Source organism: Faecalibacterium sp. An58 (assembly GCF_002161515.1).
GTDB classification, from domain to species: domain Bacteria; phylum Bacillota; class Clostridia; order Oscillospirales; family Ruminococcaceae; genus Faecalibacterium; species Faecalibacterium avium.
In genome coordinates, this window is sequence record NZ_NFHX01000015.1 from 13,260 (window position 1) to 25,403 (window position 12,144).

The window sequence follows — 12,144 nt, forward strand, 5'->3', positions numbered from 1 at the left end:
GTCCCGGGAGGGGGGCGTTTGTGTGTTTTCTATAAAATAGTCTAACAATATGGATGGAAAAGTACAACGACAGATCGGGAAAGCCGCTTTCAAAAGATGGTTCCTGGCCGGCGCAGCAGGCATGTGCGGCCAACATGGGCTGCACACGGAGCGCATACGGCAGTGTGCCGCCGGAGAATGCCGCACAGGGACTGCTGCTCTGTAAAATAAAAGTAAGAACGGGTGGAATTGGAGCCCCCAACATGGTACAATAAAACAAAAGGCGGAACGATAAATCGATGGAAGGTGGACGAAGAATGAAGGAGCATCAGGACCGGATCGGCAGGAGCATCATGGCAGCGGCCATGATTGCGGCGGCATCGAAAACGCGGGAGCCAACATCCAGAAGGGTCTGCGCTATGCAGCTGAGATCCTGCGGTGAGGGGCGGATATGAAAGAGGTGAGCTGGCAGGGAGCAGGTGTAGGATGGAAAATCGTGCGGAGAAATTGAGGATCGCCATGTTCGGCCAGAAAAGATGGAGCCGTGAAGGCGGCATCGAGGTCGTGGTCAAGGAACTCAGCAGCCGAATGGTGAAGCTGGGCCATCAGGTGACCTGCTACAACCGGAGCGGCCATCATGTGAGTGGGAAAAAATTTGACAGCGCAAAACTGCGGGAATGCAAGGGCGTGAAAATCAAAACCGTCCCGACCATAAACAGGAAAGGATTTGCAGCGGTATCGTCCAGCTTCTTTGCGGCGCTTGCCTGTGCATGGGGAAAATATGACGTGGTGCACGTCCATGCAGAAGGTCCTGCGGCCATGTGCTGGCTGCCAAAGCTGTTTGGTAAACGTGTGGTGGTCACGATCCATGGCTTGGACCACAGACGGGGCGAAAAGTGGGGCAGGTTTGCCCGGAAATATATCATATTTGGAGAAAGAAATGCCGTTCGTTATGCGGATGAGATCATCGTTTTAAGCCGAGGCGTGCAGCAATACTTTGCTGATGCTTATGGACGAAAAACCGTCTTTATCCCCAACGGAGTCGAGCGTCCCATACGGCAGGCGGCAAAGCTGATTCAAGAGCAGTTTGGCCTCGATAAAGATGGTTATATTTTGTTTCTGGGAAGGATCGTTCCGGAAAAAGGGATCCAGTATTTGATCAAGGCATTCAAGCAGGTCGATACCGATAAAAAACTGGTCATAGCAGGCGGCAGCTCGGATTCGGACGCATTCATGCAAGAGATCACAAGGCTTGCTGCGGATGATTATAGAATACGGTTTACTGGGTTTGTACAAGGGCAGATCTTGGCGGAATTGTATAGCAACGCCTATGTATACTGCCTGCCCAGTGATCTGGAAGGGATGCCGCTCAGCCTGCTGGAAGCGATGAGCTACGGAAACTGCTGCTTGACCTCGGATATTGCTGAATGTGCAGATGTTGTGGAAGATAAAGCGGTACTTTTTGAAAAAGGAAACATAGTAGCTTTGCAGAAGAAACTGGAAGAATTGTGCCAGCATCCTGAACAGGTAGAACAATACAAAAAGGAAGCGGCAGATTTTATCTGTGAAAAGTACAACTGGGATACGGTTGTCCAACAAACACTGGATGTATATAGAGGAGGGACGGTCCATAAAAAAGGATAGTTTGCACAGGATAGTATATCCTGCACAATACGCTGCCGTATCATGGAGCACCTGAGCCGGAACGCCAGGTTCGGAAACCGTTGTAGGATTTGGAAACGGCGGTACTTGTATTGGCGGCAATTGTTGTGTTCTCGGTTGTGTTATGGAGCGATTCATGTGGCAGAGGATCAATAAGTATGCGCATTCTTATGATCAACAAGTTTCTCTACCCCAACGGCGGCAGCGAAACATACATATTTAAACTGGGTGATTATCTGAAAAGCCAGGGGCATGAAGTGCAATACTTCGGCATGGAACATAAAGGCCGCTGTGTGGGCAATCGTGTGAATGCATACACCAGTGATATGGACTTTCATGGAGGCTCAAAGCTGGCAAAACTTACATATCCTTTAAAGACTATCTATTCCTCAGAGGCGCGGAAGAAGCTTCGGCTTGTTCTGAATGACTTCAAGCCGGATGTGTGTCACCTCAACAATTTCAATTACCAGCTGACGCCCAGTATCATTCTGGAAATCCAGAAATGGCGCAAAGAAGGCAATAAATGCCGGATTGTTTTTACTGCTCACGATTATCAGTTGGTGTGTCCTAATCATATGTGTAACAACCCGAACACCGGTGAGAATTGTGAAAAGTGTCTGGGCGGACATTTCCTGAATTGTGTAAAAGGCAAGTGTATCCACGGCAGCACGGCCAGATCTGTGATCGGGATGCTGGAGGCTGAGTTCTGGAAACGGAACGGCGCATACAATTATATCGACACGATGATCTGCTGCTCCAAGTTCCTGAAAACAAAAATGGACAGCAATCCGCTTTTTGCACAAAAGACAATTGCCCTGCACAACTTTGTAGACAAGGTGGAGTGGAAGGATACTTGCAAGAAAGAGTATGTGTTGTACTTTGGCCGCTATTCCAAAGAAAAGGGGATTGAGACTCTGATTCAAGTATGTAAGCAGCTTCCCGATATACCGTTTGTTTTTGCCGGAACAGGCCCGCTTGAAAGTGAATTGAGTGGTATTCCCAATGTCAGAAATGTGGGTTTTCAACGCGGCAAAGCACTGGAAAAGCTGAACCGGGAAGCCCGCTTCAGCATTTACCCATCCGAATGGTATGAAAACTGCCCGTTCTCTGTGATGGAATCTCAGATGTATGGCACGCCGGTGCTGGGCGCTGACATAGGCGGGATCCCGGAACTGATCGAGGCAGGTAAAACCGGTACTTTATTTGAAAGCGGCAATGCAAATGACCTAAAAGAGAAAATCCAGACGTTGTGGTCCGACCGTGCGTTGACCGACCAGTACATGGAAAATTGCAAATCGATTCGTTTTGACACGATAGAGGACTATTATAAAAAGCTGATTCCCATTTACTGTCCGAAAAAGTAATGAGAAAAAGGAGGGGGAACAACCAATGGTCAGGGATAAAACAACGATAGGCAAAAAATTGAACGGGACCGTGATCGTGACCTACCGCTGCAATGCGCGTTGCTCGATGTGCAACCGCTATAAGGCTCCTTCCAGAGCGGAAGAGGAAATCAGCATCGAAACCATCAAAAAGCTGCCCCGGATGTACTTTACCAACATCACCGGCGGCGAGCCGTTCATACGTACCGATCTGAAAGATATTGTGCGTGAGCTGTACAAAAAGAGCGACCGTATCGTTATTTCCACCAACGGTTTCTTCACCGATCGTATTGTGGATCTGTGCAAAGAATATCCTGAGATCGGCATCCGCATTTCCATTGAGGGCCTGGAACAGACCAACAACGAGATTCGCGGCCTGCAGAACGGTTACCAGCGCGGCTATCAAACACTAAAAATGCTCCGTGAAATGGGAATGAAGGACGTCGGTTTCGGCATGACGGTGCAGGATAAGAACGCCTCTGATCTGGTGCCGTTATACAGGATCTCAAATGAGATGGGCATGGAGTTTGCAACGGCTTCCCTGCATAACAGCTTCTATTTTGTAGAGGCCAAAAATATCATCCATGACCGGCCAATGGTTGCCAAGAACTTTGAGAACCTTATCAATGAGCTGCTGCGCAGCAACAGCCCCAAAAAGTGGTTCCGGGCCTACTTCAATCATGGCCTGATCAATTACATTTACAGCCAGAAACGACTGCTGCCCTGTGATATGAGTTTCGATACTTTCTTTATTGACCCTTATGGAGATGTGATGCCCTGCAACGGCACCAAAGATAAGGAAGTTATGGGCAATCTGAACACCCAAACCTGGGATGAATTGTGGAATAGCCCGGAGGCTGAGAAAGTGCGGAAAAAGGTGCGTTGCTGTGACCGTGACTGCTGGATGATCGGATCGGTTTCGCCGGCCATGCACAAGTACATTTGGATCCCAACCTGGTGGGTGCTGCGCCATAAATTCAAGGCGCTGTTTACAAAATATCCTTACAGTATGTATGAACTGAAAATCTGCCGGGATTACCGAGACGGCAAGGTGACCAAAGAACAGCTGGATCAGTGCAGTACCTGCGACTTGAATGCCGAGGTCAATGATGGGCTGAGCGAAGCCAGCAAAGCGCAGCTGAAAGGTAAGACTGGCGAGGAAATTGTGGATGCGGATATTGCAGCGCAGATAAAAGAATGAGATGTATGTTATCTGCTTCCTTCCTGCATATATTTTGTATCGAAAGTGGAAAATGAAATCACAGGATTACGATGGGTAATATGGCGCGCCATATCGGCGAAACTATCCCGTAATTTGTGTAAAGCTCCTGAAATGTATAGATGCAGGACACATGGTGTAAAAATATGGCCTGAAGACATAGTTTGCAAAAGAGAAAATTTGAACCCCTTTTCAGATAACAAACATCGGCAGCGTGGATGATATCCAGAATCTCTTTAGAGAGAATCACCAAATGTATGAAGAACGGTCTGGAAGCAGAATGAAATGAGAATTTAGGCCACAGCAAATAGGACGATGATAATAACGCTTAGCAGCAAGGTACTTTAAGTGAAAGAGTTGCAGTGCTCATGCGGTTTGCAGCTGGCACTTTTTGGCAAATACTCGGTATGGCTGTCTCCTCAGATGCACCCTGGCGTGGTTTCTTTGGATTCTTTCGACTATCAGGTGTGGGAGTTGACTTTGTACATAAGGAGAAACTGGACCTTGTGTTCATCTCTTGGATGATGGACTTGCTCCCGTTGCAGCAGAGGGAGATGGATGCCTTTCTACAGGGGTGCAGCTGCCTCCTGCCGCCCTTTCTGCTTGTGTTGACCTGTCGGAAACCGTATAAAATTACAGGTCCCAAGCCTCCAAGAGCTTCCGAAGGGGGTCCTTTCGGTATTTCTTTCACGCATTTTAACGCATTGAAACGGATTTTCACGGAAAAGCTGTCTTTGAACATTTTTCGACTTATGATAATAGAGGGGTCCATGCTTTGGATGTTCCAAGGGAGGAATATAGTATGGACAAGAAAAATGTTTTGCTGGACATTTTGCGGCCGTTCGGCATCGTCAGTCAGTACGCTGGCTGTGCGCAGCTGATCCGTGCAGTCGAACTTACGCTGGAAAATCCGGATGCCATTCAGGCTGTGCACAAACAAATCTATGCGGTCATTGCAAAAGAATACGGCATTCAGCCGAAATCGGTCGAGAGCAACATCCGAACGGTATCGGCTGTTGCGTGGGCGACCGACCCCGTCAGGCTGAAAAAAGTGGCTGGCTTTTCGCTGCATGGCCAACCGTCTGCCGTGGAGTTTATTGAAATTTTCTCGAATTATATGCAGAGAAAGGACATGAAAGAAACCGTCCATAGCTGATGGCGTAAACAAAAGACATCTGAAGCGTTAGATGGCCCCGGGCTGTTGCAGACTGCTGCGGCAGCTCTTTTTATGACCGATGCAGCTCCAGCGGATGTTTTGATCCGTATAGTATAGTATAATACCGGTGGCAGAATAAAATCGAAAACAAACCAGCAACGCGGACAGGAGGGAAATATGAGCGATTTTAGCATTCAAGAAATGCTTGCCATGCAGCAGGCACTGCAAGAAAAATATAAAGATAAGTGGGAAAGGATTTGTCCTGAAGCGGGCAAGCATAAATTGCTGTGGATGATTGGAGAAATTGGAGAGGTTATAGATATTATTAAGAAAAATGGAGAAAGCAAAGCACTGGAAGAAAACGATTTGCGAAGACATCTCATCGAAGAAATGGCAGATGTCCTGATGTATTACAACGATGTTCTTCTTTGCTATGGGATTCGCGGTGAGGAATTGAAAGAAGCCTATACGACAAAATTTGAAAAGAATATGGAACGCTGGTAACTTCCTTTGGATCGAGGAGAAGCAAAGCCGGAGAAATGAACCGCAAGAGGAACGGATGTATAAGTGCACGGTTGTCCGTCCCTCTGCAATGTCCCTCTATGCTGCCCGGGCACGCACGATCGCAAAACCGAAAAAATATGGCCCAGAGGTTTCTCTGGGCCATTGTGTTGAGGGTGATGGACTGTTTCAGGAGGTCAAGCTGACAAGGCGTCGTGTTTTTGGAGGAACTTTTTGGTGCACAGATAAGTGATCCCGATTCCCAGAAACACCACGAACAGGCATACGATCACCCCAATGGTTCGGTGAGTGGTCAACAGGGCGTAGAGCGGCATCGACAAGAAAGTGCCCAAATTGATTGTGACATGAATCACCATGGTAACCGCAAGATTATCGGTCCGCCAATAGATCCAGGCCAGCAAGATCCCGATGAGGAACACAGACGGCCAGGAAATCGTCAAATGTGACAGCGCAAAGATAGCTGCCGAGAGTACCATGGCAATTTTGTAAGAGAAGGAGCTGGCAAAGGACCCAAACAGGCTTCCCCGGAACAAAAGTTCTTCCACGACAGAGATTAGAACTATCCTGGTTGCCATGTATTGTGTCCAAAAGAAAAGAGTAAGAGGCATTTGTTCAGGGACCGGCTCCTGGCTCAAAACGCCAAGAACAATCGCTATTTTGGAAATCAGGGCCAGGCCGAGGCCGATCCCGACACAAAAGAGGAGCTGAGAGCCTTTCAGGTCCCGGCTGCTGAGATGCAGCATCCGTTTTTTGTGCAGCAGCCATCCAAGTACAATCAATGCGATAACCCCGGCAATGGGCTCATAATACTCCACCGAGATAAAGCGGGCCACCAGGATCTGCAATACCAAATAACCGATCAAAGCCAAGATTCCCTGGTACGGTTTCATGCGGATTCATCCTCCCTTCATGCGATTGAAATGGCTGCTTGTAGTATAGCATCCGTTGCGATCGAATGCAAACTTGTCCCTTGCCTGAATGGATTGCAGGAAAAAGAAGCGTAAACTGGAAAGAAAAGAAACATACACTATGAAACAGAAGAAAAAACGAACCACGTCTCCACGATACGGCGCTGGGTTCAAAAGCTGTGCGGCTGGCCGCCAGCCTCGATCTGGGGGATGCCTCCTGATGAGGCGGCCTTTGCACGGGGTACAAATCTTGTGCGGTGCGCCGGCAAAAAAGAGGGGACAGATGAATCAAAATTCGCCTGTCCCCTCGGTTTGGCGGAGCAGCAGGGATTTGAACCCTGGCGCCGGTCGCCCGGCCTACGAGATTTCGAGTTTTTACGGTTTCACGGTAGTTGAGAGAACCTCGTGGAAGATGCCAGACGAAGCCGGAAGATAAAAACCACCCTGTTTACGATGAAAAGAAAGCCGAATTCTAAAAAATCCAGTCAGGATGTACGGATTTGAACCCATTCCCCAAAGACCTTAAAATAGCCCATTGGAAAGATTTTAGAGAGATTTTGGGCTGTCTGGAAAGATACAGGAAAGACTATTTCACCCTTTGTTCCCACCTTTGCCTGGTTCTGCTGCTGACAAAATCAGAACAGGAAAGGATGGCATCGTATGAACAACCTGTCTTCTATTGTACAACAGTTGGACGCTCTCCCTGCAACAATTACCAAGGATCAATTCTATCGCATCTGCCACATCAGCAAACGCCACGCCAAGTATCTGCTGGACTCTGGCCTTGTGAAATGTGTAGACTCCGGCAAAAAGACACGGAAATACAAAATCGAGATGAAGGACGTTTTGGCCTATCTGATCGACCGGGAACTTGATCCCGAAAAATACCGTGCCCCTGCGGGCTACTACATAGGCAACAGCGGCAAACTCAAGCGGTGTATCCGCCGCAGCCAGGCACCTGGTTCTGTGGTGACCTTTCATTTTACAGAACAGGAGAAACCCGGCCTGCTTGCAGTATGGGAGGCCGCTGCCGCCGATTACAAAGACCTGATGACAACTGCCGAGGTCTGCGAGTTGACCGGATATGGGGCACAGACCGTCCAACGATGGCACAGCAACAAGTCCATTACTGGATTCGTCATTCAGCGCAAGCTGCTAATTTCCAAACTGACCCTTCTGGAATTTCTTGCTGGAGATACAGCCACCAAAATTGTCCGTAAATCTCCCAAGCATCTGAATCTGCTTTGTCAATATGCAGGGCAATGCAGTAAAGAAAGTGAGGCTGGTGCCTCCGCAGAACCAGAATAACAGTATGAAAACAGCCCCTTGCTTTACAGTGAGGGGCTTAACTCATAGCAGATCTTTTGTCTTTCTGGCATGGATCAGGTCCTGCATCGCATTGCGATGCAAGCAAATCACCCTCCTTCCGGGTAGCCGATATCAGTATAACACACATCCACACCCAAAGATGACCATCCTTGTACACCCGACCAGATAGCCTTAGCCAGAATTATCTTTACTCTATATATTGCATTATAACTTATAACGAGTTATAATATGTAAAAAGAGTTATAAGTGGGTGGTGATGACATGGAGTATCTCAAGCGGGTATTGGGGATAGAAGTCACTTGTGAAAGCAGGCCGATCCGGCATCTGCCCAACTTCATCAGCACGAGGTATACCCTGAAAGGCGCATCTCTGGATGGGCAGAAAGTGGTCTTTCTCTTTCCCAAAACGGAACTGGAACAAATAGAGGCGCTCAAGAAGCATCTGGAAAGGGTGCATGAAAGCGAAAAGTTGCCGGTTGTATTGGTGCTGGATCAGATCACTTCCCGACAGAAAGAGTATCTGCTTCGGGAAAAAATTCCATTCGTTGTAAAGGAAAAACAAATCTATCTGCCCTTTATGGCGGTGTATTTGCAGGAACGCTGCAACGCCGAAAAAATCCAGCAGGAGAAAATGATTCCCTCGGCACAGGTACTTTTGCTCCATTTTATTTACCATGGGGCAGGAAAGATCACTACGCACCAGGCGGCAAAGGACCTGAATTTGACCCCGACGTCAATCTCAAGGGCATCTAGGCAGCTCGAAGAAATGGGCCTGCTCAAAGCCAAAAAGGCTGGCGTTCAGAAAATCCTGTTTTCAGATGCTGTGCCCAAAGAACTATTTCAAACTGCAGAGCCGAAACTGCTCGATCCTGTAAAAAGGACCGTTTATCTCCCGAAGGATTCTGTAAAAGCAGAATGGCTGGAAAGCGGCTATCTGGCGCTGGCAGAATATTCGATGCTGAACACGCCGAAGATTAGCTGCTACGCGACAAACAAGGCTGTGCCGAACGCTCTGCTGACAAGCCGCTTACAGGATTCGCGGTCGCAGGTGGCCGTGGAGCTGTGGAGATATGATCCGCGAAGATTGTCCGGTCGAAAGACGGTGGATGAGCTTTCGTTGGCCTTGGCGCTGCGGAATGACCCGGATGAGCGAGTCGAAGAAGCGGTGGAAGAAATGCTGGACTGCTTGTGGAGGAAGATAGATGGTAAAAGGAATTGACAGTTTTAAAAACTGGTTCCAGGGCTACGAGGAACAATATGTCATCATTGGAGGAACAGCCTGCGACATTCTGATGACAAACGAGGAGCTGAGTTTTCGTGCGACAAAAGATATCGATCTTGTTCTGATTGTCGAAGCGCTGAACGCAGACTTTGGGAGAAAATTCTGGGAATATGTGAAGCAGGCCGGATACGAACATCGCAGCAAGAGTTCTGGAATGCTCTGATTGCAAGCTATCCTGAAGACGAGGATATGCTGCGGGAGATGCTGGAGTTGCTGGTTGATACCGTGTGCAGCAAACGCCGCTTCATCCGCATTGCGGGCGATGACAAGCCCGCTGAGGTGGTGAAGGCCCAGCTCATGAAACTGAACAGCGACCATCTGCGGTTTGTCCTCATGTGCCTCAAAGAGAACACCACCCAGGTACGAAACGTCCGGCAATATCTATTGGCGACCCTCTACAACGCCCCCATGACCATGCACAGTTCCTATGCTGCCAGGGTACAGCATGATTTCAAAACAGGATAAAAAGTTTGGCCCAGAGCTTTCTCCGGGCCTTTTCTGTTGGAGGTGATGAATCATTTCAGAGCAGAAACCAGAAGTAATCCCAACCGAACCCCAACGCGAGCAGATCCAGCAAATCCCCATCACTGAGCTGCATCCCTTCAAAAACCATCCGTTCAAGGTGCTGGACGATGAAGCCATGCAGCGGACGGTGGAGAGCGTGGCTCAGTTCGGCGTGCTGGCCCCGCTCATTGCCCGGCCCCGGCCGGAAGGAGGTTACGAGATCATATCGGGGCACCGCCGCCAGCACGCGGCCCAGCTGGCAGGGCTGACCACTCTGCCGGTCATTGTACGGAACATAAGTGATGAGGAAGCTGTAATCAAGATGGTGGACAGCAATTTGCAGCGTGAGCACATCCTGCCCAGCGAACGGGCTTTCGCCTACAAAATGAAGCTGGAAGCCATAAAAAAGCAAGGTGCTAGGTCGGATTTAACTTCTGACCAAGTTGGTCAGAAGTTGCCGTGGGCTGTAGAAAGGGTTGCAAATGATTCTGATTTAAGCAAGACACAAGTCCAGCGCTTCATCCGTCTTACCAACCTCATCCCCGAACTTCTGGACCTGGTGGACCAAAAGAAAATCTCCTTCAATCCCGCTGTGGAGCTGTCCTATTTGACGGCTACTGAACAGCGAGATTTTTTGGAGGCTATGCAGGACACCCAGAACGCCCCGTCTCTTTCCCAGGCCCAGCGCATCAAGAAACTGAGCCAGGAGGGCAAATGCACCTACGATGCCATGTTCGACATCATGGGGGAAGAAAAGAAGGCCGAGATGGACCGCGTGACCATCAAAAACGATGTGCTGCGGAAGTATTTTCCGAAATCCTACACGCCCAAGCAGATGCAGGACACCATCATCAAGCTGCTGGAACAGTGGCAGAAAAAGCGCCAGCGCAGCCAGGAACGATAAAGGCCAGGACCAACAATGGCCCTGACCTTTATCTGATTTTCAATACCTGTCGCTCAACAGGAAATCCAGCAAATGCACGATCTGCACACCGTTGATATTCCCAGAAGCCAGATCGTCCAATGTCACTACAAATTTGGGGTAATGGTCCCTGATTTCCAGGAGGTTACCGACTTCCCGGTCAGAATCTTCGGGCAGCTGACGGCAGACCTGCACATAAATGCGCTCATCTCGCCGCACAGCTACAAAGTCGATTTCCCTGGTCTCATTCTTGCCGATGTATACCTCATAACCGCGGCGCAGCAGCTCAAAATACACGACATTTTCCAGCATGGATGCCAGCGATTTAGGGTTGAAGCCCGTCATGCAGTATTTGAGCGAAGGGTCAGCCAGATAAAACTTTTCCTGCGTTTTGAGGACAGACTTACCCTGCAGATCATACCGCTGACAACGGTAGATGACGAAAGCCTTTTCAAGCCAGTTCAAGTAATTGTAGATGGATTCGACGGACAGGGAACGCCCTTCGCCCCTGAGAAACTTGACGATAGCGTTGGCCGAGAAAGTTTTGCCCACGTTTTCCACCACATATTTGACCACCCGGTTAAACAGGTCGTAATTGCTGATGTTATGCCGTCTGGTGATATCGTTGGTAATGACAGAAGTGTAGATACCCTCTACGATCTGGTAAGCGGAACGCTCGTCAAAAGAACCCAGAGCAACAATAGGAAAGCCGCCGGTGCGCAGATAGTCGTTGAGCAGCTCTCTGGGTGGACGTCCGCTGGCCGCTTTGAAGTCCAGGTACTCTGCGAACGATAGGGTATATACCGGAATGGAAACATACCGCCCGGAGAGATAGGTGGAGATTTCGCTGGACATCAACCGGGAATTGGAGCCGGTCACATAGATGTCGGCGTTTCCGTTTTCAAGCAAACTGTTCACAGCTTTCTCCCAGCCGGCAATTTCCTGAACCTCGTCCAGGAGCAGGTAGTAAAAAACGCCATCCTTCATCTGCGACTTGATGTTTTGGTACATCTCACGGTCGGTCATGCCCTGTTCGAGCTCCTCGGATGTATAGCGCATCAAAATGACCTGCTCTGCCATGACACCGCCTGCCAACAAATCATCCCGCAGCATTTCAAGGATGGTGGACTTTCCGCAACGACGGATACCTGCGAGGATCTTCACCAGCGGGATGTTGCGATAGGTGCGCAGAGCGTCTATATATCGTGGCCTGAGAATCACAGAAATCGCCTCCTTCTATTCATAGTATAAGAGAAACATAATAAAATTCAAGAGTTTTT

The 12,144-nt window shown here is 49.0% G+C and carries 12 protein-coding genes; 10 read left to right on the plus strand and 2 right to left on the minus strand.

Translation table 11 applies throughout. The annotated features are described in order from the left end of the window. Positions 1-465 precede the first annotated feature (465 nt). From B5G12_RS09610 to B5G12_RS09630, 5 genes are all read left to right on the plus strand, one after another. The gene (locus B5G12_RS09610; protein ID WP_242956001.1) at positions 466-1,623 is read left to right on the plus strand and encodes a glycosyltransferase family 4 protein; all 1,158 of its coding nucleotides are present in this window, start codon (positions 466-468) and stop codon (positions 1,621-1,623) included. Between the two features lie 176 nt (positions 1,624-1,799). After that, entirely contained in the window at positions 1,800-3,005 is a 1,206-nt protein-coding gene (locus B5G12_RS09615; protein WP_087324758.1) for a glycosyltransferase, read from the plus strand. 25 nt (positions 3,006-3,030) lie between these two features. Beyond that, positions 3,031-4,224 carry a radical SAM protein gene (locus B5G12_RS09620; RefSeq protein ID WP_087324759.1) on the plus strand — a complete coding sequence of 398 codons (1,194 nt, stop codon included), beginning with the start codon at positions 3,031-3,033 and terminating at the stop codon, positions 4,222-4,224. 820 nt (positions 4,225-5,044) lie between these two features. Then, the gene (locus tag B5G12_RS09625) at positions 5,045-5,398 is read left to right on the plus strand and encodes a sporulation initiation factor Spo0A C-terminal domain-containing protein (protein ID WP_087232747.1); all 354 of its coding nucleotides are present in this window, start codon (positions 5,045-5,047) and stop codon (positions 5,396-5,398) included. Between the two features lie 177 nt (positions 5,399-5,575). Next, positions 5,576-5,902 carry a MazG nucleotide pyrophosphohydrolase domain-containing protein gene (locus B5G12_RS09630; protein ID WP_087232750.1) on the plus strand — a complete coding sequence of 109 codons (327 nt, stop codon included), beginning with the start codon at positions 5,576-5,578 and terminating at the stop codon, positions 5,900-5,902. A gap of 194 nt (positions 5,903-6,096) precedes the next feature. Here B5G12_RS09630 and B5G12_RS09635 read toward each other — a convergent pair whose 3' ends face one another. Further along, positions 6,097-6,810 (minus strand): CPBP family intramembrane glutamic endopeptidase, encoded by a 714-nt coding sequence (locus B5G12_RS09635; protein WP_087324760.1) that lies wholly within the window; start codon positions 6,808-6,810, stop codon positions 6,097-6,099. Positions 6,811-7,488: 678 nt separating this feature from the next. On the opposite strand from B5G12_RS09635, the gene B5G12_RS09640 reads away from it, so the two are divergent. From B5G12_RS09640 to B5G12_RS09660, 5 genes are all read left to right on the plus strand, one after another. Further along, on the plus strand, positions 7,489-8,136 hold the full coding sequence (locus tag B5G12_RS09640; protein WP_087324761.1) for a helix-turn-helix domain-containing protein: 648 nt from the start codon (positions 7,489-7,491) through the stop codon (positions 8,134-8,136). A 282-nt stretch (positions 8,137-8,418) separates the two neighbouring features. Continuing rightward, the gene (locus B5G12_RS09645; RefSeq protein WP_087324762.1) at positions 8,419-9,375 is read left to right on the plus strand and encodes a helix-turn-helix domain-containing protein; all 957 of its coding nucleotides are present in this window, start codon (positions 8,419-8,421) and stop codon (positions 9,373-9,375) included. Next, positions 9,359-9,601, plus strand: a complete 243-nt coding sequence (locus B5G12_RS09650; RefSeq protein ID WP_087324763.1) for a hypothetical protein — start codon at positions 9,359-9,361, stop codon at positions 9,599-9,601. The genes B5G12_RS09645 and B5G12_RS09650 overlap by 17 nt, the downstream gene beginning before the upstream one ends. Positions 9,602-9,648: 47 nt before the next feature. Continuing rightward, positions 9,649-9,903, plus strand: coding sequence for a DUF6017 domain-containing protein (locus B5G12_RS09655; RefSeq protein WP_144064132.1), 255 nt, complete (start codon positions 9,649-9,651; stop codon positions 9,901-9,903). A 49-nt stretch (positions 9,904-9,952) separates the two neighbouring features. Then, complete coding sequence (locus B5G12_RS09660) at positions 9,953-10,846, plus strand: ParB/RepB/Spo0J family partition protein (RefSeq protein ID WP_087324765.1); 894 nt, start codon at positions 9,953-9,955, stop codon at positions 10,844-10,846. A gap of 39 nt (positions 10,847-10,885) precedes the next feature. Here B5G12_RS09660 and B5G12_RS09665 read toward each other — a convergent pair whose 3' ends face one another. Then, complete coding sequence (locus tag B5G12_RS09665; protein WP_087324766.1) at positions 10,886-12,085, minus strand: ATP-binding protein; 1,200 nt, start codon at positions 12,083-12,085, stop codon at positions 10,886-10,888. Positions 12,086-12,144: the final 59 nt, after the last annotated feature.